At 60.3% G+C, this 22602-nt stretch carries 17 protein-coding genes; 13 read left to right on the forward strand and 4 right to left on the reverse strand.

The annotated features are described in order from the left end of the window. Positions 1 to 26: 26 nt before the first annotated feature. Together BM235_RS30585 and BM235_RS30590 are read right to left on the reverse strand one after the other, a co-directional pair. The gene (locus BM235_RS30585) at positions 27 to 1673 is read right to left on the reverse strand and encodes a response regulator (protein WP_090118056.1); all 1647 of its coding nucleotides are present in this window, start codon (positions 1671 to 1673) and stop codon (positions 27 to 29) included. Next, positions 1670 to 3670 carry a cache domain-containing sensor histidine kinase gene (locus BM235_RS30590; protein ID WP_255374676.1) on the reverse strand — a complete coding sequence of 667 codons (2001 nt, stop codon included), beginning with the start codon at positions 3668 to 3670 and terminating at the stop codon, positions 1670 to 1672. The genes BM235_RS30585 and BM235_RS30590 overlap by 4 nt, the downstream gene beginning before the upstream one ends. Positions 3671 to 3777: 107 nt before the next feature. Here BM235_RS30590 and BM235_RS30595 point away from each other — a divergent pair, with 107 nt between their 5' ends. The 11 genes from BM235_RS30595 to infC all read left to right on the forward strand — a co-directional run bounded on the left by BM235_RS30595 (position 3778) and on the right by infC (position 17294). Then, on the forward strand, positions 3778 to 4668 hold the full coding sequence (locus tag BM235_RS30595; protein WP_090118057.1) for a carbohydrate ABC transporter permease: 891 nt from the start codon (positions 3778 to 3780) through the stop codon (positions 4666 to 4668). Next, on the forward strand, positions 4668 to 5507 hold the full coding sequence (locus tag BM235_RS30600; RefSeq protein WP_090118058.1) for a carbohydrate ABC transporter permease: 840 nt from the start codon (positions 4668 to 4670) through the stop codon (positions 5505 to 5507). The genes BM235_RS30595 and BM235_RS30600 overlap by 1 nt, the downstream gene beginning before the upstream one ends. A gap of 112 nt (positions 5508 to 5619) precedes the next feature. Next, entirely contained in the window at positions 5620 to 6939 is a 1320-nt protein-coding gene (locus BM235_RS30605; protein WP_090118059.1) for an ABC transporter substrate-binding protein, read from the forward strand. Between the two features lie 492 nt (positions 6940 to 7431). Then, on the forward strand, positions 7432 to 8271 hold the full coding sequence (locus BM235_RS30610; RefSeq protein ID WP_090118060.1) for a basic amino acid ABC transporter substrate-binding protein: 840 nt from the start codon (positions 7432 to 7434) through the stop codon (positions 8269 to 8271). Between the two features lie 93 nt (positions 8272 to 8364). Continuing rightward, complete coding sequence (locus tag BM235_RS30615; protein WP_255374677.1) at positions 8365 to 9021, forward strand: amino acid ABC transporter permease; 657 nt, start codon at positions 8365 to 8367, stop codon at positions 9019 to 9021. An 8-nt stretch (positions 9022 to 9029) separates the two neighbouring features. Then, positions 9030 to 9752 carry an amino acid ABC transporter ATP-binding protein gene (locus BM235_RS30620; RefSeq protein ID WP_090118094.1) on the forward strand — a complete coding sequence of 241 codons (723 nt, stop codon included), beginning with the start codon at positions 9030 to 9032 and terminating at the stop codon, positions 9750 to 9752. A gap of 418 nt (positions 9753 to 10170) precedes the next feature. After that, positions 10171 to 12063, forward strand: a complete 1893-nt coding sequence (locus BM235_RS30625) for an LTA synthase family protein (RefSeq protein ID WP_090118061.1) — start codon at positions 10171 to 10173, stop codon at positions 12061 to 12063. A gap of 116 nt (positions 12064 to 12179) precedes the next feature. Beyond that, complete coding sequence (locus BM235_RS30630) at positions 12180 to 13421, forward strand: DUF445 domain-containing protein (protein ID WP_090118062.1); 1242 nt, start codon at positions 12180 to 12182, stop codon at positions 13419 to 13421. A 161-nt stretch (positions 13422 to 13582) separates the two neighbouring features. Further along, entirely contained in the window at positions 13583 to 15544 is a 1962-nt protein-coding gene (locus tag BM235_RS30635; RefSeq protein WP_090118063.1) for an ATP-binding protein, read from the forward strand. 105 nt (positions 15545 to 15649) lie between these two features. Further along, positions 15650 to 16774, forward strand: coding sequence for an acyl-CoA dehydrogenase family protein (locus BM235_RS30640; protein WP_255374678.1), 1125 nt, complete (start codon positions 15650 to 15652; stop codon positions 16772 to 16774). A gap of 28 nt (positions 16775 to 16802) precedes the next feature. Beyond that, the gene (gene infC / locus BM235_RS30645; protein ID WP_090118064.1) at positions 16803 to 17294 is read left to right on the forward strand and encodes a translation initiation factor IF-3; all 492 of its coding nucleotides are present in this window, start codon (positions 16803 to 16805) and stop codon (positions 17292 to 17294) included. A 614-nt stretch (positions 17295 to 17908) separates the two neighbouring features. Here the strand turns inward: infC and BM235_RS30655 are convergent. Further along, positions 17909 to 18994 (reverse strand): sulfate ABC transporter substrate-binding protein, encoded by a 1086-nt coding sequence (locus tag BM235_RS30655; protein WP_090118066.1) that lies wholly within the window; start codon positions 18992 to 18994, stop codon positions 17909 to 17911. A 419-nt stretch (positions 18995 to 19413) separates the two neighbouring features. Here BM235_RS30655 and BM235_RS30660 point away from each other — a divergent pair, with 419 nt between their 5' ends. After that, entirely contained in the window at positions 19414 to 20439 is a 1026-nt protein-coding gene (locus BM235_RS30660) for a sulfate ABC transporter substrate-binding protein (RefSeq protein ID WP_090118096.1), read from the forward strand. Positions 20440 to 20500: 61 nt separating this feature from the next. Beyond that, on the forward strand, positions 20501 to 21931 hold the full coding sequence (locus BM235_RS30665; RefSeq protein ID WP_090118067.1) for a WG repeat-containing protein: 1431 nt from the start codon (positions 20501 to 20503) through the stop codon (positions 21929 to 21931). Between the two features lie 91 nt (positions 21932 to 22022). Here the strand turns inward: BM235_RS30665 and BM235_RS30670 are convergent, their stop codons facing one another. After that, positions 22023 to 22433, reverse strand: a complete 411-nt coding sequence (locus BM235_RS30670; protein ID WP_090118068.1) for a hypothetical protein — start codon at positions 22431 to 22433, stop codon at positions 22023 to 22025. Positions 22434 to 22602: the final 169 nt, after the last annotated feature.

Consider the following 22602-nt stretch of genomic DNA (forward strand, 5'->3'; position numbering starts at 1 on the left):
GTCTAACGGCTTCCCCTTGCATGCGTTTATGACTTTCGGTACTGGTTCGGCGACAGCCCCGTGAGTTTTTTGAACACCTTGCTGAAATACTTTTCATCCTGGTAGCCGACCATCTCGGCGACCTGCGAGATTTTAAAGTGCGGATTCTCGAGCAGCAGCTTCGCCTTGTCGATGCGAATGCGGCCGAGGAAGTCGATGAGGTTTTCCCCGGTCTCCTGCTTGAACCGGCGGGAGATATACTCCCGGCTCAAATAAAATCGGCTCGCGATGTCCTGCAGGGTGAGCTCCTTGTTGTAATGCTGCTCGATGTAGCGGACGACGGCGGGAATCGCGCTCTGGGCTTGTTGGCCGGCGGCCGAGCGGCTGCGGGCATAAGCGGTCAGAAAATCGCGCAGCATCGCTTCAAGGCGGTCGAGGTCGAGTCGTCCGTGCGCGTCCATAGGGAAGACGCCGGTCGGAGCCGGGTCTTCGTCCGCCTCTCCGGAGCGAGCGCGTCCATCGCCCGGGACGTCCGCCCGCGTGCCTTTCGTCTCCCGCCATCGCCTCAGCATTTCGCCGAAATCGTTTCGCCACCGCTGCAGCTGCTCGCCGCTGATTCGGGGCATGCGGCGCACTTCCGCCATCCAGCGGCCGACGGCCTCCCCGATCTGCCGGTCGGAGCCGCCAAGCACGGCGAGGCGAAGGCCTTCCTCGTACGCGTCCAGACGCGGCGGGGCGAAGGAGGGGCGGGCTCCCGCTGCCTCGGGCCGGTAATGATAGGTCCGCTCCGCAAGGAGGTTCCGTTCGTGCAGCGCGGCCCGGGCAGACTGATAAGAGATCGCGGCGCCTTGGGGAAAGGGCTGTACGGTGCCGATGCCGAAGTCGAAGCGGCACTTGAGCGTCAGGAAGCAGCCGTCGTTGATCGCGGACAGCGTCTCCTCCAGCGTCGCTTCAGGCCGCGCAGCGCGGGGATCCGCCCAGACAAAAAGGAGGATCTCGCTTTCCGCGCGAAGATTGCGGCAGGCGATGCCGCGTTCGCCTCGCCGCAGCACTTCGTCCGCGATGTTCGTCAGCGTAAAGTAGAGCAGGTCCCGATGGCGGGCGTACCGGTCCGCCACTTCGGGCGAGGCCGAATCGACGTCCAGGACGGCGACGAGGCACGAAGACGGATGCGGGGCGCCGGACTCGTTCAGCAGGACGGTTTGCGCGTTGCCGTAGGGATCGCCGCCGAGCAAGTCGGAAAACATGCGATCGCGCATGACCGGGCGCAGTTGGTTGATCTCCATATTCCGCGCCAGCTCGTGCTTGCGGGACCGATCCTGTTCGTTCCACCTCGCAACAGCGCGTGCTAGCGCGCCGGTCAGCTGCTCGGGATCGATCGGCTTGAGCAGGTAATCCTGCCCGCCGTGCTGCATCGTGCCGCGCACGAGATGGAAATCGTCGTGACCGCTGATGACGATCTTCTGAATCTCGGGATTGTTCGCTTGCAGCCAAGCCAGCAGGTCGAGGCCGCCCCGAACCGGCATCATCATGTCGGTGACGACGATGCCCGGGCGCACGCGCTCGATAAGCGCGGCCGCTTCCTCGCCGTTGGCCGCTTCGTGAATCTCCCGTATGCCGAGCGTCTCCCAATCGACGAGCAGCCGGACGGCCTCCCGTACGTGGCGCTCGTCGTCTACGATGACGACCTTCATCTCGTCCCCTCCCTATCGTCGCCCGCTTCGCGCGCTTGCGCGCCGGCCGGCATCTCTTCCGCGGCCGGCGTCTGCCGCAGCGGAATCCGGAGCGCGGCCTTGAATCCGCCGCCCGGCGAAGCGTCCACCGCCATGCCCGCCTCTTCGCCGAAATACAAACGAAGCCGCATGCGGACGTTGGCCAGGCCGATTTGGCCGCCCATGCCGTCCTCCGCCGCCGCGCGGTTCAGGCGGGCGCGAAGGCTCTCCAACGGTCCCGGCTCCATGCCCTTGCCGTTGTCCGCGATCTCGACGCGCAGCCATTCGCGCTCGCCCTCCAGCCAAGCGCGAACGTACAGCTTGGCGCCCGCCTGACCTGCGGCGCCAGCCGCGCCCGTTCCGCCCGCTTCGGCTATTCCCGCTTCTTTTTCAACGCTACCGCCGCCCGCGCCGCCGTCCCCCGAGCCGCCCCCCGTCCCCGGCTCGTAGCCGTGCTTGAAGTAATTTTCGACGAGCGGCTGAAGCAGCATCTTCGGAACCGCGACATCCATCGTCTCCGGATCGATCTCGTAGAACGCGTCCAGATCCTCGCCGAACCGCTGCTTCTGCAGTTCCAGGTAAGCCTTGGCGTGGGAGAGCTCCGCGGACAGCGGCACGACGCTCTCCTCGGTGTTCATGCTGTAGCGCATCATCCGGGCCATGGCCGCGACGAGCCCATAAACCTTGGGCGCGTTCGACTGCAGTGCGAGCGTCCCGATGGACTGCAGCGCGTTGTTCAGGAAATGGGGGTTGATCTGGGCTTGCATCGCCTTCAGCTGGTTCGTCTTGTTCGCGAGCGCCAGCTTGTACTCCCGGTTGATCAGCTCCTCGATCGTCGATACCATCGTGCCGAAGCGCCGCTCCAGGACGCCGAATTCGTCGCTGCTCCGCACGAGGCGGGCGTCCGCGCCCGCGCTCCATTTGCCGGCTTGAACCAGGTTCATGCGCGCGATCAGCTTCTTGATGGGGCTCGTGAACTGCACGGACACGACGAGCGTCGCGATGACGGCGACGATGAGCGACAGCGAGATGATCAGCGAGTTGATCATTCGGATGCCCTGCGCGTTCTGGTACAGATAGTCGTAAGGCAGCTGCTTCACGACGACCCAGTCCATGAACTGCGTCTGCAGCGTATCGTAGACGACATAGCCGGAAAAGGATGAATCCGACCACTTGAAATCGCCGGTGCCGCCCGTATCCGTCAGCAGCTTGCGCGTCCAGCCGGTATTTTTAAGCAGATCGCCGTCCTCCGGCTTCGCGCCGCATACGACGTTGCCTCCGCGGTCGAGCACGTACAGCTTCTCCTCCTCCGAAAGCGCGAGCCGCCCGCAGATGTCGCCCAGCTCGGTCAGCAGGACGTCGATCGACAAGTAGCCGATGACCTGGTCGCTCGGCGTGCGAATGATCGGCCGCCTGAGCGTGATCACGTCCCGGGCGGACACGGATCGCCGCGAATCTAGCGCGTAGCTCGCGCTCTTGTGGGCCGGCTCCATGAACGGCGCCGGGTCGTCCGCCCGCCCGGCGGGCCAGCCGCCTTGGGCTTCATATCCGCTGCGGAACAGGCCGCGCGCCAATAGATAGGACCAGCTATCCTCGCCCCGTCCGATCTGCAGATGGATCTGATGAATTTCTTTGTTCGACTGGTACATGTTCAAGAGATGCTGGTAGATCGTCGTGCGATAGGCGAGATCCGCGGCCTCCGCATCCGCGCCGGGCGCCGTGAAGCGCTCGATGATGGCGTACAGGGAAGTCGGCGAATTAATCGAGTTGTAGACGCTTAACGAGTTCCGGTTGAGCGTGTTCATATAATTCAGGATATTGTCTTTTCCGACCTCGAGGAGGCTGCGGTTTTCCGCGATCGCCTTGCCCGTCACCTGGTTTTTGATATAAAAATCCGAGATGACCATGGACAGCGCCATCGGGACGATGGTGGCCGCGAGGAGCAGCGCCATCAACTTGGTGCGGATGCTTTTTTTCAAGGCGGTTCCCCCGAGGTCAATATATTACACCAAACCCATCATATCTATCGGTGGTCGATGCCGCAATATGGCTTTATATTTTACATAACGGAAAGGGAGTGTGCCTCATGACCAAACGCGGCGGTAAATCCGGAGAGTGGCTGCAGCAGCTCGTATTCGTGGGACCCGGCCTGATCGCTTTCTCGATCATCGTGCTCGTGCCGTTCTTGCTCGGCTTTTATTATTCGTTCACCGAGTGGAACGGCCTAGACCTGAACAAGGCGCATTGGACGGGCATGGACAATTTGAACCGCATTTTCATGCGCGACGACAAATTCTGGGCCGCCTTCGGCTTCACGCTCCGCTTCACGGCGGTCACGGTGCTGGCGTCGAACCTGCTGGCGTTCCTGCTGGCGCTGATGCTGACGCGGGCGCTGAAGACGCGCAATTTGCTGCGGACGGTCTTCTTCGTGCCGAACGTGATCGGAGGCATCCTGCTCGGCTATATCTGGCAGTTCATCTTCACCAAGGGCTTCAAGACGATCGGGGAAATGACCGGCTGGTCCTTCTTCGAGCAGCCCTGGCTCGGCACGGCGGGCACCGGCTTCTGGGGGCTCGTCATCGTGTTCGTCTGGCAGTCGGCAGGCTACATGATGGTCATCTACATCGCGGCGCTGACCGGCGTCCCGAAGGACATGCTCGAGGCCGCGACCATCGACGGAGCGGGCTACTGGCAGAGCATTCGCAAGGTTACGCTTCCGCTCATCATGCCGGCCATTACCGTATGCTTGTTTCTCACCATCTCCAACGCCTTCAAGATGTTCGACCTGAACCTGTCGCTCACCAAGGGCGGCCCTGGCACGTCGACGCAGTCGCTCGCCTACAACATTTACGCGGAAGCGCTGGTCAATAACCGCTACGGCCTCGGCACGGCGAAGGCGATGCTGTTCTTCCTGGCCGTCTCGCTCATCGCGGTGACGCAGGTGTGGCTCACCAAGCGCAAGGAGGTGGAGGCCTGATGAACCGCGACCGCTCGCTTCGCTACCGGCTCGCCGGAATCGAGATATTCGCGATCTTGCTGGCGCTGCTGTTTCTCGCTCCGTTTTACTTCGTGCTGGTGAATTCGCTTAAGACGCTGGGCGAGATCCTCGTCGACGCGGCCTCGCTGCCGGAAGCCTACAAGTTTACGAACTACTCGCGGGTATGGGACATGATCCGCTTCCCGACCGCGCTTCGCAACTCCATCGTCATCACGGCGATCAGCGTCGCCGGCATCGTGACGATCAGTTCGATGACCGCTTACCGGCTCGTTCGCAGGCCGACGCGCTTCAACAATCTGCTGTTTCTCGCGTTCATCTCGTCGATGATCATCCCGTTCCAGTCGGTCATGCTGCAGCTCGTGCGCGTGACGAGCATTCTGGAGCTGCGCGGGGACCTGCTCGGCATCGTCGTATGCTATCTCGGCTTCGGTCTCGCGCTGTCGGTGTTCCTGTTCCACGGCTTCATCAAAGGCGTGCCGCTCGAGATCGAGGAGGCCGCGGTCATGGACGGATGCTCGCCTTATGGCGTGTTCTGGCGGATCGTATTTCCGCTGCTCAAGCCGATCGCCGTCACGGTCGTCATTCTGAACACGCTGTGGATCTGGAACGACTACCTGCTGCCTGTGCTCATCATCGGCTCGAACAAAGACCTGACGACGATTCCGCTCGCGGTCACGCGGTTTTTCGGGCAGTATACGAAGCAGTGGGATCTAGCGCTTGCCGGTCTTGCCATGAGCGTCACGCCGATCGTCGTGCTGTTCCTGCTGCTGCAGAAGCACATCGTCGAAGGGATCGCCTCAGGTTCGGTCAAAGGTTAGGCAGGATCAATATGTTACACTTTTGACAACAACATCGTCGGTTTTGTGCAAACGTTTTCTCCACTATACTCGACACTGTAGCCAGATGATTGAATACATGGGAGGTCATTACATGAAACGCATCTCCGCAGGCATCTTGATCGCATCGCTCCTAACGGTCGCCGCAGGCTGCGGCAACAACAACGGCAACGCTTCGCCGGCATCTTCGGAAGCCGCTTCGGGCGCCGCGTCGTCCGCGCCGGCATCGTCCGCTGCCGCATCTTCCGACGCGCCCAAGAAGAACGTCACGATCAAAGTGTTCCAGTTCAAGGTCGAGATCGCCGACGCCTTGAACAAGATGGCCGAAGCCTATGAAAAGGAAACCGGCGTCAAGGTCGACGTCGAAACGCACGGCGGCGGCGAGGACTACAATGCGCTCCTGAAGGCCGAGATCGCTTCGGGCTCCGAGCCCGAGATCTTCAACTCCGAAGGCTATGCGGCGCTCGAGCCCTACTACGACCGCGCGACGGATCTCTCGGGCGAATCCTGGGCTGCCGACGTCGTCAACTCGGCTGCCGCTCCGGCCCAGGTGGACGGCAAGCTGCTGGGCATGCCGATGAATATCGAGGGCTACGGCATCATTTACAACAAGGACTTGTTCGCCAAGGCGGGCATCACAGAGCTCCCGAAGACGCTGACCGAGCTCGAGGCCGCGGCCAAGAAGCTGCAGGACGCCGGCATCACGCCGTTCTCCACGACGAACGAATGGTGGTCGATCGGCCATCACACGATCAATATCGGTCTCTCCGAGCAGCCCGATCCCGTCAAGTTTATCGAGGACAATAAAGCGGGCACCGCTTCCTTCAAGGGCAACGAAGTGTTCGGCAAGTGGATCAACTATGTCGATCTCGTCTTCAAGTATTCCCAGAAGGATAAGCTGACGACCGACTACGCGACCCAAGTCGCTACGTTCGCCAGCGGCAAAGCGGCCATGATCCAGCAAGGCAACTGGATCCAAGGCGATGTCGACAAGGTCGCCAAGCTGAATCTGGGCATGATGCCGGTCCCGATCGACGATAGCGGCAAGGCGCACATCTACACCGGCCCGGCGAACTTCTGGATCGTCAACAGCAAGTCCAAGAACGCCGAAGAAGCGAAAAAGTTCCTGGCGTGGATGGTCGCCTCCGAGACGGGCAAGAGCTACATGACCAAGGAGTTCAAGTTTATCCCGGCGTTCGTCACGATCCCCGCGACCGAGGCGGACATCGGTCAGCTCGGCGCGGCCGTATCCGAGCAAGCGAAGGAAGCGGGCGGCTGGAACTGGGGCCGGTATCCTGACGGCGTCATCCAGGGCTGGGGCGCGGCCATGCAGGAATATCAAGGCGGCTCCATCGACAAGGACCAACTGTTCGACAAGTTCGACAAGGCCGTCAAAGATATCGTGAGTAAATAAGACTACTTTATATATAGTAGAAACAGGTGCGAACGAAGATCAGGGCTTCATGAGAGGAATGCCTCTCATGAAGCCTTTTTCGGCTTGTGCAAGTGCAGGCAGAGGGCATCGGACTCAGGGGACGCTATTTCGTAAAAAACGGTACAATGGCGATAGGATTCGGACTGGAGGGGCGTTATAGACCCCGAATTTGGCTAAAAAAGACCGGCAATCCCGCAATAGCGGCCTCTATGTCCGCGAGCGGGCCGCAAATAGCGATATGAACAAGAATAACGGATCCTCGGTCGGTCATCTACGCGTTAATGCACAAACAAAAAGGCCGCAGGGGGCTTTTCTTATTTGAGCGAATATAGATTTCTGGATAATTATACTATTGTTTAATGAAATATCTCTCTTCGTGTTAACTTTTGCGGATAAATTTAATTTTTTCCATTGCCATTCTCGCATTCTAGCTGATAAAATGAGTGCTGACTAGAACGCAGGGGGTTATTCATGTTGAGAAAGTTGACATCTATTATATTGACTGTCGCGCTGGCGGTCGGCCTGTCCGCATGCGGCGCGAAGGAGTCGTCCAATGCGAACGCGGGCGGAGCTGCATCGGCGGACGCTGGCAAAGTCACGCTGAAGTTCGCGACCGACGCGAGCTATGCGCCGATGGAGAGCATGGACAAGGATAAGATCGTCGGCTTCGACGTCGACTTTCTGGATGCCGTCATGAAGGAAGCCGGCTACGACTACAAGCTGGACAATACCGGCTGGGATCCGCTGTTCGCGGACCTGGGGAGCGGCAACCACAAGTACGACGGGGGCATTTCGTCGATTTCCATCACCGACGAGCGCAAGCAGTCGTTCGATTTTTCCATTCCTTATTTTGAATCGGTGAACATGATCCTGACGAAAGAAGACAAGCCGGTCAAGGACGCCCTAGAGCTGAAGGGCAAGAAGGTCGCCGTTCAGGGCGGCACCACCGCCGAGATTTTGATGAAGGGCATCATGGGCGATAACAATCCGAACCTGAAACGCTTCGACAGCAACACGCTGGCGCTGATGGAGCTGGAGAGCAACGGCGTCGACGCCGTCGTCGCGGATTTTGCCGTCGTCCAATCCTACGTGCAGAGCAACCCGGACAAGAAGCTCAACGCGATCTACGACCGTACGAACTTCGCGTCCGAATACTACGGCATCCTGTTTCCGAAGGGGACGGACGAGACCGTGAAGTCGGACATCGACGCAGCCGTCGAAAAAGTGCGCGCGAGCGACGCGTATAAAGAAATCTACAAAAAGTGGATCGGCGTCGAGCCGGACACGAGCAACTTGGTTACGGCGAAGTAAATGCGGGTATAATCAAGCAAAGTTAGGAAGCAGAGGGCATGCGGCCCGGGGCAGACCGGACGCATGCTCTCTTTGATGAGAGAGGGTGCGGGCGTGTATTACGCGTTTAGATTCGATATCATCCAGGAATATTTGCCCTTACTGTTAAAAGGGACGCTGCTGACGATCGGTATCTCCCTTGCGGCCATCGCCAACGGCTTAATTCTGGGACTGTTCATCGGTTTCGGCAAAATGGCCGGGTTCTGGCCGCTCCGCTGGCTGATGAGCGGTTATATCAACCTTTTTCGAGGAACGCCGCTTATCCTGCAGGTGCTGATCATCCATTTCGGCGTCATTCCACCGATCCTGGGCACCACGAACGGCGTCGTGGCCGCCATCGTAGCGTTGGGCCTCAACTGCGCCGCGTATTCGGCCGAGATCTACCGGGCGGGCATCCAGTCGATCGACGCGGGGCAGCGGGAGGCTGCCTATTCGCTCGGCATGACGCACGCGCAGACGCTGCGCCACATTATCGTGCCGCAGGCGGTGCGCCGCATGATCCCCGCCTTCGGCAACGAATTCATCGTCCTCGTGAAGGATTCATCGTTCGTCGCCTGGATCGCAGTGCCCGAGATCATGTATTGGGCCAATGCGGCCAAGAGTCAGTACTACCACATATGGGAGCCATACCTGGCCGCGGCCGTAATTTATTTCGTGCTCACTTACACGCTTAGCAAGCTGCTGCAGTGGATCGAGAGGAGGGTGAAGTGATGGAGCCGATCATTCGAATGAGCGGGGTCGCCAAGTCCTTCGGCAAAAACAAGGTACTTCACGACATTAACCTGGACGTCGCGCCTCGCGAGGTGGTCGTCGTCATCGGTCCTTCCGGTTCAGGCAAGTCCACGATGCTGCGCTGCATCAACCTGCTCGAGCGGCCGGACGAAGGCGAGGTCGTCATCGACGGGCATTCGCTCATGGCCAAGGGCACCAATATCGCGGATATCCGCACCGAAGCGGGCATGGTGTTCCAGCGCTTCAACCTGTTTCCTCATATGAAGGTAGTGGATAATGTGACGCTGGCACAGGTGCAGGTGCGCGGACGCAGGCCCGAAGAAGCCAAGGAAAGGGCGATATCGCTGCTGCGCAAAGTGGGGCTCGCGGACAAAGCCGACGCCTATCCGGACTCGTTGTCCGGCGGACAGGCCCAGCGCGTCGCGATCGCGCGCGCGCTCGCCATGGACCCGAAGATCATGCTGTTCGACGAGCCGACCTCGGCGCTCGATCCCGAGATGGTCGGCGAGGTGCTCGCCGTCATGAAGGAGCTGGCCGCGGAAGGGATGACGATGGTCGTCGTGACGCACGAGATGGGGTTCGCGCGCGAGGTCGGAGACCGGATCCTGTTCATGGAGTCGGGGACGATCGTCGAGGAAGGCCCGCCCGAGCAGCTGTTCGAACGCCCGCGCACGGAGCGGACCCGGCTGTTCCTTTCCAAAGTGCTGTGAAAAAACGACGCTCTCTCCACGGCCGCGGCGGCCAAGGAGGGAGCTTTTTTAATGAGGAATCGCTTGGCAAGCCGAAGTTTGTCTGCGTTTAACTACATTTAAGGAAGCGATACGGAACCATGTCCATCCGTGCTTCGTTTAAGGTAGAGGAGCGTAAGTAAGGGTAAGGACCTATTTATTCCAGACCTTTTCAATTTATTCCCATCCAATGCGGTCATATCGGCCCGATTTGGCCGGCAGGAACGCTTAAGAAGCCGGATTTTCAGCTTTTTTCGCGGCTTATGTCTTTTGACATGCGGCTGCATTCGAGGCATAATTAGAAACGTTGTTTACAGAACGATTACAAAAAGAGATAGAGATTGCGTGCATGGATGCTGTCTGAAAATAAGGCTATGCTGCAAGAAGGAGAGTGCTGAAGATGCGACTTTGGAATGCGATTAAATCCAAGCCGATCCTATGGTTTACATTGATATTGCTCTTAAAAGGCGCGTTGGCTTGGTTCGTCATCTTCGACGACGGCCCGTCCTGGATGACGGTGCTGACCGAGATTCCGTTCATTCTGATCGTCTTCTGTCTGATCGAGTGGTTCGCGTCCAAGCGCAAGCTGCTCTACTACATGATCGTCAATCTGTCGATCACGCTGCTCTACTTCGCCGTACTCATGTATTACAAATACTACGGCGTCATCGTCACGTACCATGCGCTAGAGCAAGCAGACAAGGTGACGAAGGTCGGAGAGAGCACCTACTCGCTGCTTGATCCGTACTATCTGCTGATCTTTATCGATATCGTCATTTTCGCGTTCTATATGGTTCGCCCGAAGTATATCGCCCGCTTCACGAGCATCGGCATGCGCAAGGTGAACCGCACTGCGCTGCTCGCGACGTTCATCGTGTCCGCCGCGCTCTGCATCTTCAACATCTGGCCGAATCACGCCAGCATGAACGAGAATAAAAAGGCAGAGGGCATGGGCATTCTCAACTACGAGGTTTACACGATTTTCGCCGACAGCACGGAGCACGAAGAAGTCATCGACATGAAGGAGATCAACCAACAGTCGATCGACGCGCTCAAGGGCGGAGAGCAGTCCGTCGATCCGGCGCTCTGGGCTGCGGCCAAGGGCAAGAACCTGATCGTCGTGCAGATGGAGTCGTTCCAAAACTTCCTGATCGGCCTTACGATCGACGGCCAGGAGATCACGCCTAACATCAACAAGCTGGCGGCCGGCGATTTTTACTTCAACAACTTCTATACCAACGTCGGCCAGGGCACGACGTCCGACGCCGAATTCGTCGTCAACACGTCGCTCTACGTGCCGCATCACGAGGCCGCCACGTCTTCGGACTACATGGATAAGACGCTCCCGAGCCTGCCGCGGCTCATGTCGTCGAACGGCTACAACACGGCGACGTTCCATACGAACAGCGTAGAGTTCTGGAATCGTACGTTGCTGTACAAAGCGATCGGCTTCGACAAGTATTACGACCAAGCGTTCTACGGCGACGACGACCACATCGCGTTCGGCGCTTCCGACGAAGTGCTGTATGCCAAGACGGTGCCGGAGCTGGCCAAGATGGACGCGGAGGATAAGCCGTTTTACTCGATGGTCATCTCGATGAGCGCGCACCATCCATACCGGATACCTGAGGCGAAGGACCAGATCAAGCTGCCCGCCGAGTACGACGGCACGCTAGTCGGCAATTACATTCTGGCTCAGAACTATGCCGATTATGCCATGGGGCAGTTCCTGGAGCAGTTGAAGTCCAGCGGCCTGTGGGACGACAGCGTCATCGTGTTCTACGGCGATCACCAGGGCCTGCCGCTGTATTCGCTGGACAACAAGGAAAAGGGACTGATGCAAGGCATATTCGGCCGGGAGTACGGCTACACGGATATGTTCAACATTCCTTTCATCGTCCACGTGCCTGGCGTCTCGTACGGCAAGACCTTCGAGCAAACCGGCGGACAGATCGACATTCTGCCGACGGTCGCCAACCTGTTGGGCGTGTCCACGAAGGACCAGATCCACTTCGGCGAGGATCTCATGAACCACACGAGCAACCTGCTGCCGATGCGGCACTTCCTGCCGACCGGCTCGTTCGTCAACGACACTTCGGTGTTCCTGCCGGGCGTCGGGTTCGAGGATGGCACCAACTACGATGTCAAAGACAACAGCATCAGCGCGGGCGGATCGACGGAGGCGCAGTACAACGGGGCCCTTCGCCTGCTGAACATGTCGGACAGCTACGTCGAGCAACTGCCCGAGCTGCCGCTGGACGGCGGCCCCGTATCGGGCGCCGATTCCAAGTGAGCATAGCATGCGCGATGACGGACGGAGAAGTCGGGTGAATCCCGCACTTCCCCGTCCGTTCTCTTTTTGGGTATCATATAGACATAGAATATCGAAGCTGAAGGAGTCTACCGAACATGCCCGGACAAGCTAAGCATACGGCCGCCATTTCTCTTGGCGTCATGGGGGCGGGATTTCTGGCCACGTTCCCCTTCGGAGGCTGGGGAGGCGCGCTGCTCCACGGCGGCTTCGAAGCCGGGCTCGTCGGCGGGCTCGCCGACTGGTTCGCGGTCACCGCCCTGTTCCGCCATCCGCTCGGCATTCCGATCCCGCACACGGCGCTGCTGCCGCGCAACCGGGACAAGGTCGTCCGTTCGCTTATCCAGGCGATCGAGACCGAGCTGCTTACCAAGGAGAGCATCGTCACCAAGACGGCCGAGTTCAAGATCGGGGAGCGGCTGCTCGACCTGCTGGAGACGCATCGCGAGGATGCGGCCGCCGTGGCCGTCCGCGTGAGCGAATTCGCGCTGGAGCGGCTGCCGATGGACCGGATCGTCCCGATGCTCGCCCGCGCGCTCGAGTCGAAGCTGCGCGAGCTCGATACCGCCGGCCTGCTGCGCAAGATCAGCGACGAAGCGCTGGCGAGAGGCTACGAGGAGAAGGCGTTAGCCTTCCTGATCGACAAGGCGGGCGGTCTCGCTTCCCGAGAGGAGACGCGGCGGCAGCTCGGCATCATCGGCGCGGCGGCGCTGCAGAATTTGCAGGTCGGCGGCCTGATGGGCTTTGCCGTGAACGCGTTCATCTCTTTCATGGATGAAGAAAAGATCGGCGGTCTGCTGCAGAACGCGATCGTCGGCACGCTGGCGGAGATGCAGCAGCGAGAGGATCATCCGCTGCGCGAGATGCTCCTGGCGTCGCTGCGGAACGCGATCCGCAATCTGCCGGAATCGCCTTCCGTATTGGCCGAGCTCGAAGGCTGGAAAGCGCGGCTGGCGGACGGCGGCGCGATCGAGCGCCAGATTGCCGGCTGGCTGGAGGATCTGCGCGTCAAGGCGCTGGCCTTCGTGCGCGAGCCCCGTTTCACCGATGATTACGTACTGCCGGCTCTATCGGGCCTGCTCGCCAGCCTCCGGGCAAACCCGCAGGTAATCGAGCTGTTCCAGACGTGGGTGCAGGAGCGGATCACCGGCTTCGTCGAGCGCAATCACTGGAAGATCGGCAAGCTCGTCAAGGAAAATATCGACAAGCTGGACAACGATGCCCTGATCGAGATGATGGAGGACAAGATCGGCGGCGATCTGCAGTGGATCCGCGTCAATGGCGCGGTCTGCGGCTTCCTCATCGGGCTGGCGCTGGAAGGCATCAATCTGCTCGCATAGGACCATTTTGAGGTCACGGTAGGCGCGATCGCATGCGATCGCGCTTATTTGCGGTTGAAGAAGGAGACTCGCTGTAGCATATCTGCAGAAAAGTCGTTCTCATGCGTGCAGAGAGGATCGATTTGTTATAATGGAAGCAAGCTCCCAAGAGGCGGTGCACCGTGAACGATATCACTTCTTTTTTACGTATCTTTTTTATCAACGTCAGCACGATGCTGACGCTCCTCTATCTGGCCAGCCTGCTTTATAAATACGTCGTCTACAAATGGAGCCCCGCTTGGAAAGAAACGCTGTTCATCGTACTTGCGATCGTGTGCGGATGGACGACGATTCGGTTCGGGTTCCGTTTTTCGGAGACGGTCATGTTCGACATGCGCTACCTGGCCGTCATCGTGGCGCCGCTGTTCGTGCGGAACAAGCTGTCGATCTTGGTGATCGGGCTCGGCATCGGTCTTGCGCGCTTGTCCCTAGGATTGAGTCATGCGGCGCTCGTCGGGTGCCTGAACGTCGTGGCGATGAGTCTGCTCGTGCTCTTCATTCTGTGGCTGGCGCGTCGCAGGCGTTGGCCGGAGCTTCGCAAGATGGCCACGATCGTCATCTCGGTCAATATGGGCAACGTGCTGTTCATCGCGCTGTTCGGCATCATTCCCCGCCGGCATTACCTGGTCGACATCGCGCCGGGTACCTTTCTCGTCAGTTTGTTTTTGTGCTTCGCCTTCATGTTCATCCTGCGGGAGTTCATGACGGAGGACAAGCGTTCGCACAAGCTGAAGATCTATACGGCGCGTCTGGAAAAGCAATACCGGATCTCGGAGGAAAAGGGGCGGTCGCTCGAGCAGGCGAAGCAGGAGCTGGAGACGATGTACGACCAGGTTCAATCGGCCTCGCGTTATAAGACCGAATTTCTCGCCAACATGTCCCATGAGCTCCGAACGCCGCTTAATTCGGTGCTCGTGCTGGCGCAGCTGCTCGAGGAGAACGTCGACAGCCGGCTCAGCGAGGAGGAGGTCGGCTACGCCCGCATCATCCATCATTCCGGCAAAGAGCTGCTCGGCCTCATCAACGACGTGCTGGACTTGTCGAAAATCGAGGCGGGCCGCCTGGAACTCGACCGCTCGGTGTTCAGCGTACGCGAGCTGCTGGGCCATATGGACGAGCTGTTCCGCCCGATCGCGTCGCGCAAGCGGCTGTCGTTCACGCTGCGCAGCGAGCCGGACGTGCCCGAATATTTGCACACGGACGAGCAGCGGCTGAAGCAGATCATCAATAATCTGCTGTCGAACGCCTTGAAGTTCACGCATGAAGGCCATGTGCGCTTCGTCGTCTCGCGCGTGCCCGAAGGCGGGCCGCTGGCAGAAGGCGGATTGGCCTTCGAAGTGGAGGACACCGGCATCGGGATCGCGGCGGACAAACAGGAGGCTATTTTCGACGCTTTCTTCCAGGCCGACGGCTCGATCAGCCGATCCTACGGCGGGACCGGGCTCGGCCTGTCCATCGCGAAGCAATTCGCGATGCTGCTGGGCGGCGATATCCGGCTCGAGAGCGAGCTCGGCGGCGGCAGCCGGTTCACGCTGCTCCTGCCGTGGCCGGCGCTGGTCACTTCGGCGGAGGGCTCGCAGGCGCCGTTGGGGCGGGATCCGGCGGCGATGGAAGAGGCGGCGTCCCTGGAAGCGCCTTGGAGGCAGGGGGCGGGGCGTCTTGCGGTCGCCGTGCCGGCTTCCATTGTGCCTGCGACGCATCGTCTGCTGATCGTGGACGACGACGAGCACAATGTCTATTCGCTGCGGGTCGCGCTCGCGGCGAAGGGCTTCGGCGTCGTGACCGCCTCCTCCGGGGGCGAGGCGCTGGGCCTGCTGTCGGGAAACGCGACCATCGATCTCGTGCTGATGGACATCATGATGCCCGGCATGAGCGGTCTCGAGGCGATCGGGCGCATTCGGGAGATGCCCGGACGCCGGGAGCTGCCGATCATCGCCCTCACGGCGAAGGCGTTCGCCGAGGACGGCGATGAATGCCTGCGCGCGGGAGCGGACGGCTACATGACCAAGCCGGTGAACGTGAACGACCTCGTCCGCGAGATCGGCGTTCGCATACGCGAAGGACGGGCGAAGGGGAAGGCGTGAACAGGCAGGGCGAAAGGGAAGGCGTAAAGGTAGAAGGCTGGGCGAGAGGGAAGGAATTACTAAAGGTAAGCATGAGAGAGGCAAGGCCTGGAGAGGGAAAAGAGATTGGAGTGGCACGCAGTCATGGGGAAGATGGGCATAGGGATATCGGAGGCGCTGTTGGCGCAAGTCGGGGAAGCTGCGGCAGCAGTCGAACGCGACGGCAGATTGCCGGCGGACATCCTGGAGCGGATCTACGAGGAGCGGCTGTTCAAGCTGTTCGTGCCGGATGAGCTGGGCGGGCGCATGACGCCGCTGCCGGATGCCGCGCGTATTTTCGAGCAGGCAGCCTACGCTGACGGCAGCTTCGGCTGGCTGGTGACGATCGGCTCGGGCGGCGGCTTTTTCGCGGCCACGCTGCCGGCGGAGACGGCCGAGACGTTGTTCATGGACCGGCGCGCAGTCATTGCAGGCAGCGGCCATCCGACGGGCATCGCGAAGGCGGTGCCGGGCGGCTACCAGGTGAACGGCAGCTGGAAATATTGCAGCGGGTCCGGCTATGCCAGCTTTTACACCGCGAATTGCATCGTGGAGCGGGGCGAGGAAGCGGGCAGTGATAACGAGGGTACTGTTAATGATCGCGCACCTGAGATCCGTTCGTTCGCCTTCCTGCCCGATCAAGTGGAGATCGTCCGGGATTGGAACGCGATGGGGCTCCAAGCGACGGAAAGCCATACGATCCGCGTCGCGAACGCATTCGTGCCGGAAGCGCGGACCTTCGATATCACGTCTGAGCCGCGTTACGACGATCCGATTTACCGCTATCCGTTTTTGCCGTTCGCGCAGGTTTCGTTTGCGGCGGTCGTTCTGGGGCTGGGACGCCGATTCCTTGATGAGGCCGCGGCGCTCGCCGACGAGAAGCGAGGCGAGTGGGATCGCGCTTATGCGAGCAGACACGGGAAGGTTTCGGATGCGATCGCGGGGCAACGACTGCTACTGGATGCGGCTTCCGACCAATTTTATCTGGAGACCGAGTCGTCTTGGCGAACGTTTGCCGACCTGCGCGTGTTGTCGGACGAGGCGAAGGGTCGCGTTGGTAGCGCCTGCGTCGAAGCCGCGCGATCGGCCGTAGCGGCCGCGCATGCGATATGGCCGATGCTTGGCATGACCGCGCTGATGCAGCGGGAGACGGTCAATCGCGCTTGGCGCGATCTGCATACGGCCGCGCAGCACGGCGTGCTGAATATGTAGCTTTGCAGGCGGAAAGGGGAGAGGCAGCATGCTGCTGATGAACGAAAAAATAAAAGCCTCCGAAGTTGCGCTGACTGGACTGCACGGAGAGGATCTAGGGATCGTCGGACGGGAGGAAGCGCTCGCGATGGCAAGAGAAGCGAAGGCGGATCTCGTCTGCGCGTCGCTGCTCAGCAGTCCGCCGCCGTGCAAGCTCGTCGCGCGAGGCGCCGCCAAGCAGACGGCCGCGCAGGAAAAGAAGGCGGAGCGCATCCAGGGAGGCGCGGTCAAGACCAAAGAACTTCGGCTGACCGCGCAAATCGAGGAGCACGACTACGAAACCAAGCTGCGCCAGGCCGAGAAGCTGCTGACCTCGGGGCACGCCGTCCAGCTCACGGTCAAGCTGGCGGGCGCCAAAGAAGGCGAGCGCGCCAAGGCGCTCATTGAACGCATGCTGAAGGAGCTCGCTCCGCACGGTACGCGAGAGACCGGAATCCAAGTCAGCGGTAAACAGGCCGCCGTGAAGGTTAATCCGGCCTGAAGCTGTAGGGGGCGGTCCGCGGGGGCGTGGATATCGCCTATGCGAGGAGCGGCAATGGAGCGGATCGCAGCCGCGAAAGGGGAGATCGCCCTTACTACAGAAGGCGATGATGCTCATACCCGCGCGAAAGAACCGATCGCCTTCTCTACAGAAGGCGATGACGCTCGCAGCCGCGCAAAAGTACCGATCGCCTTCTCTACAGAAGGCGATGACGCTCGCAGCCGCGCGAAAGTACCGATCGCCTTCTCTACAGAAGGCGATGGTGTTCGCAGCCGGGCGAAAGTACCAATCGCCTTCTCTACAGAAGGCGATGGTGTTCGTAGCCGGGCGAAAGAACCGATCGCCTTCTCAATAGGAGGCGATGATGCTCATACCCGCGCGAAAGAACCGATCGCCTTCACTACAGAAGGCGATGATGCTCGCTCCAGCAAGCCCCATAAAACAACGAACAACGCTCCTCCCCGAGGAGCGTTGTTCGCTTTGCGCGGCTCGGTACGCGATGTCGTATGTTACCCGCACCTCGCGTCACGCCGCCTGCCTACTTTCCCGTTATTCGCACCATTCAGCCGCCTGTCTATTTTCCCGTTACCCCGCACCTCGCGTCCCGCCGCCGCTTATTTCCCCGTCAGCTGGTCGAACAAGCCGCCGTCGGCGAATTGGACGCTGTTGAGGTCCTCCCAGCCCGAGAGGTTGTCGTCGACCGTGAGCACGGTCGTCTCCGGGAACTGCGACGCGAACTGCTCGGCGATGGAAGCGAACCGGGGGCGGTAATAGTGCTCCGCGGCGATCTGCTGCGCCGGCTCGGTGAAGAGGAAGTCCGCGTAGCCGTTGGCCGCTTCGCGCGTGCCCGCTTCGGACGCGTTTTTGTCGACGACGGACACGATCGGCTCGACGGCGAGCGTGACTGGGGGCACGACGACTTCGATCTTGCCCTGCGCTTCGCCGGCGGCCAATGCCAGCGCCCGCGCTTCAGTCGTGAGCCAGACATCGCCGTCTCCGCCTAGGAAACGCGCCTGCGCAGCCGCTTCGTCGGCATCCAGCGCGCCGGCGTTCGCGTACACGCTTTTTACGAACGTCTTGGCGGCTTCCTCGTCGGCCGCTTGGTCGAACGCGTACGCCCAAGCCCCCGTATAGGTCCACCTGGCATCGCTGTACGTCTTCGGATCCGCCGCCACGAGCTTCACGCCCGGCGCGGCGATGTCGTCCCACGTCTTGATGCCCTTCGGATTGCCGGTTCGAACGGCGAACGCCACGGTGGTATAAAAGGGAGAGCTGTTGTAGTCGTAGCGCTGCTGCCAGCCTTCCTCGACCAACCCTGCGGCTTGGATCGCATCGATGTCGGTGCCGACGCCGAGCACGGTCAGGTCGGCTTTGAGCGTACCGCCATTCACGGCGTCTTTCTCCACGGAAGAAGGACCGGTCGTTTGCTTGATCGACACGTCTTGCCCGGTCTTGGACTTCCAGTCGCCAGCGAACGCGTCGTTCAATGCGACGAACAACGACTCCGTCCCGTCCGGCGAGACGCCGCTGAGCGTGAGCGCCTTGCCGTAGTCCGAGCTGGCGGACGGCGATGCGTCCGCAGCAGCCGCATCCATCGGCTGGCCGTCGCCCGAAGCGCAGGCAGACAAGGCCAATGCGGACGAGATCAGCATCGCGGCGGTTAGGACGGGATGTCCTTTTCTTTTTCTTTTAACGATCATCGGAATGACGCCCCTTCAAACCCTAATGTTAATTCCAATTGGAAAAATAGGTTTAACGGAGCGATTGTAGCAACTTCGGCTGAAAAGTGTCAATAGATAATTGTAAAATAAAGTTTATAAAACCTAGTTGACAGGTTGGAATAATGAATTGTATGATCGATCCAAGAAATGGATTCACCTACCGGACGACCGGAGGCCCGATATGCATTTCTCCGCCGCAGACCGAGACGCCTAGAGACGTCAGGCTGCATCCCTTGATCATGCTGGCTGGCCGCTCATGCCGCCGCATCGCCGATCAAAAAGGGGACGAGGACGAAAGGACGCGACTTCGCGTACTTCATCCTCGTGCGGAGAAGCGGATCGCGGCCTCTTTGTTTTCCGATAAAAAAACCAAATGGGGACAAAGGGAGAATGCAAAGATGAAAAGAAGCCTGCAAATCGCCATGTTCGTAATTCTGGCGTTCGCGCTGACGACTTCCAGCGCGTTCGCGGCCGTATCGAAGAAGAACGAAAAGAAAAGCATCACCCTGCTGAACGTATCCTACGATCCGACCCGCGAGCTTTACGTGGACTACAATGCGGCATTCGCGAAGTATTGGAAAAAGAAAACCGGCCAGAGCGTCACCGTCAAGCAATCCCACGGCGGCTCCGGCGCCCAGGCCCGCTCCGTCATCGACGGCCTCGAAGCCGACGTCGTCACGCTGGCGCTGGAATACGACGTCTCGGCGATCGAGCAGAAGGGCCTGATCAGCAAAGGCTGGCAGAGCCGTCTGGCCAACAATAGCGCGCCGTACAAGTCGACGATCGTCTTCCTCGTGCGCAAGGGCAATCCGAAGGGCATCAAGGACTGGGACGATCTCGTGAAAAACGACGTGAAGGTCATCACGCCGAATCCGAAGACTTCCGGCGGGGCGCGTTGGAACTACCTCGCGGCCTGGGCTTACGCGCTCAAGCATAACAACAACAGCGACGACAAAGCCAAGGCTTTCGTCAAGGATCTTTTCACGCACGTTCCCGTACTCGACACCGGCGCGCGCGGCTCGACGACGACGTTCGTAGAGAAGGGCATCGGCGACGTGCTCCTCGCGTGGGAGAACGAAGCGTTTCTCGCGAAAAAGGAGTACGGCGACAAGTTCGAGATCGTCACGCCGTCGCTCAGCATTCTCGCCGAACCGACCGTAGCCGTCGTTACGAAAAACGTGCAAAAGCACGATACGCGCCAAGTCGCTACCGCCTATCTGGACTACCTGTATACGGAGGAAGGCCAACGCATCGCGGCCCGCAACTTCTACCGCCCGATCAATCCGAAGGTCGCGCTCGAGTATTCGAAGCAATTCCCGAAGCTCAATCTGGTCACGATCAAGGATTTCGGCGGATGGGATAAGGCGCAGAAGACGCACTTCTCGGACGGCGGCACGTTCGACCAGATCTATCTGAAGAAATAAGCCGGCGCGAATAACCAGGCTCGACACGCAGTCATCTTCCAAATATGAAGGGGTAAACGACATGTCCCATAGCCGCAGCATCCAAAAACGCATCGCCAAAACCGCGCTCGCCGTCGCCATCGGCGCGCAAGCGCTCGCCTTCGCCGCCGTGCCGGGCGCCTTCGCGGCGCCTGCCGCGAAGCCTTATGTGTCGGTGGACGGCACGAGCCAGCAGTCTCTCTGGGCCCCCGTCACGAAAAACGGCGCGACCTACGGCCCGCTCGCGGGCGTCTCGGCCGCTCTGGGCGCCGCGGGCAAGTACGATGCCAAGACGAACACGATCTCGATCAAGAAAGGCAACCGCCTGATCATCCTGCAGCCCGAATCGAAGACGGCGAAGGTGAACGGCGCGAAAAGCGCGATCGTCGCGGCGCCGATCCTCATCGGGGGCGTGCCTTACGTACCGCTTCGCTTCGTCGCCGAATCGCTCGGCGCTTCGCTCTCGTGGAACGCATCGACCGGCGCCTATGAAGTGACCACGCGGCTGCATCCGTTCACCAAGGACGGCAACACTGCGTTCGTCAACGTCTACGGGGAATCCGTGATCGGCGCAACCTACGGCATCGCGAGCGCGTTCAGCGGCGGCCTGTCGGTGCTGCAGCAAGGCGATGCGTTCGGCTACGAGGATCGCAGCGGCAAGATCGCGATTCCGGTGCAATACAGCAGCGCGTACGACTTCTCCGACGGCTTGGCGCTCGTCGCTTCGAAGGACGGCACGCAGAGCTACATCGACAAGTCCGGCCAAGTCGTGCTGAGCCCTGCTTACGACGAGCTGTTCGACTTCTCCGAGGGACTGGCGGCGGTTCGCAGCGGCGACAGCTTCGGCTACATCGACAAGACGGGCAAGCTCGTCATTCCCGCGCAGTACGAGGACGCCTTCTACTTCAGCGGCGGTCTCGCGGCCGTGCAGATCGACGGCAGCTACGGCTTTATCGACAAGACGGGCAAGCTGGTCATTCCGGCAAAGTACCAGTCGGTATCGGACTTCAAGGGGGGCCTGGCGCTCGCCTCGACGCTCGTGAGCACGGAGACTGACGGCGTCGAGCAATCGACCGGCGTATTCGGCTACCTGAACGCGAAGGGCGAATGGGCGATTCCCGCGCAATACGAGGAAGGCTACGCCTTCAGCGACGGGCTCGCGGCGGTCGTTAAAGACGGCGCCGTCCAATTTATCGACAAGACCGGCAAGACGGTATTGGAAACGGACTACGACGACGTCGGAGACTTCAGCGAAGGCCTGGCGGCGTTCGAGCAGGACGGCAAGTACGGCTATATTAACAAAAAGGGCGCGGTCGTCATCGAGCCGGCGTTCGATCAGGCGGATGCCTTCAAGGACGGACTGGCGTACGCGATCAAGGGCGATTGGGAAGGCTTGATCAACGCGAAGGGCGCGTTCGTCGTGAAGAAGGCATACGCGGCGCCAGCGGAAGCCGAGGATGCTGCGGCCAAGTAATGCTTAAGAAAAGTCTCGTCCCAGGCGAATTTATTTCGCGGGATGAGGCTTTTTCATTTTGGCGGCTCGTATTCAAGGGCGCAGAAAGTCGTTACTTTTTTCGCCTGCTCGGCGATGCGAACCAGGCTGGGGCCGCTTTCTCCGGGGTTGAAAATCGAACCTTCGAGACGGCGGCTTCGCTCGCTGCGGGAGGCTGCCGGAGGGAGGAGGACGGTCGAGTTACGTTAAGATTGCGCGCGATCTCCCATGCGAGACGCTGCAGCTCGTCCAACGACTCGGCGATCCGGGCCGCGGCGATGGCGGCGTCGGCGAGCGGTTTGGCGCTCGGCGGCATTCCGGCACCGCTTGGTACGCCCTCCGCCATTTTGCGCGTGCAAATTTGCATGTGAAGGGCAGCGGCCCGGATGAACCCGGCCATCGCCTCTTCCTGACACGTGACGGCTTGCCGCAACGTCTCTTCGAGGAGCGAACGCAGCTCTTGGCTTGGCGTTTCTGTCGTCATGCCGACACCTGCTTTCCCTCGCCGTGCCTAATGGACGCGACTGTGCTTGCTTGAGCCTATGAGGAGCGCACCTTCCGTTAGAACCAATCAACGTCGAGCAATCTTGCTATGGTCCGCGCGCATGGCAAACGGGCACCCGCAGGGGCGCCCGTCTTTAACTTCATCAATG

Origin of the sequence: Cohnella sp. OV330 (assembly GCF_900112065.1) — a bacterium.
GTDB lineage: Bacteria > Bacillota > Bacilli > Paenibacillales > Paenibacillaceae > Cohnella.

Excerpts from the sequence above, each read along its gene's own strand:
- BM235_RS30670 (WP_090118068.1), bottom strand. The coding sequence starts at position 22,433 with ATGACGACAGAAACGCCAAGCCAAGAGCTGCGTTCGCTCCTCGAAGAG.
- BM235_RS30660 (WP_090118096.1), top strand. The coding sequence starts at position 19,414 with ATGAAAAGAAGCCTGCAAATCGCCATGTTCGTAATTCTGGCGTTCGCG.
- infC (WP_090118064.1), top strand. The coding sequence starts at position 16,803 with ATGCTGCTGATGAACGAAAAAATAAAAGCCTCCGAAGTTGCGCTGACT.
- BM235_RS30665 (WP_090118067.1), top strand. The coding sequence starts at position 20,501 with ATGTCCCATAGCCGCAGCATCCAAAAACGCATCGCCAAAACCGCGCTC.
- BM235_RS30625 (WP_090118061.1), top strand. The coding sequence starts at position 10,171 with ATGCGACTTTGGAATGCGATTAAATCCAAGCCGATCCTATGGTTTACA.
- BM235_RS30595 (WP_090118057.1), top strand. The coding sequence starts at position 3,778 with ATGACCAAACGCGGCGGTAAATCCGGAGAGTGGCTGCAGCAGCTCGTA.
- BM235_RS30610 (WP_090118060.1), top strand. The coding sequence starts at position 7,432 with ATGTTGAGAAAGTTGACATCTATTATATTGACTGTCGCGCTGGCGGTC.
- BM235_RS30655 (WP_090118066.1), bottom strand. The coding sequence starts at position 18,994 with ATGATCGTTAAAAGAAAAAGAAAAGGACATCCCGTCCTAACCGCCGCG.
- BM235_RS30605 (WP_090118059.1), top strand. The coding sequence starts at position 5,620 with ATGAAACGCATCTCCGCAGGCATCTTGATCGCATCGCTCCTAACGGTC.
- BM235_RS30585 (WP_090118056.1), bottom strand. The coding sequence starts at position 1,673 with ATGAAGGTCGTCATCGTAGACGACGAGCGCCACGTACGGGAGGCCGTC.
- BM235_RS30630 (WP_090118062.1), top strand. The coding sequence starts at position 12,180 with ATGCCCGGACAAGCTAAGCATACGGCCGCCATTTCTCTTGGCGTCATG.
- BM235_RS30600 (WP_090118058.1), top strand. The coding sequence starts at position 4,668 with ATGAACCGCGACCGCTCGCTTCGCTACCGGCTCGCCGGAATCGAGATA.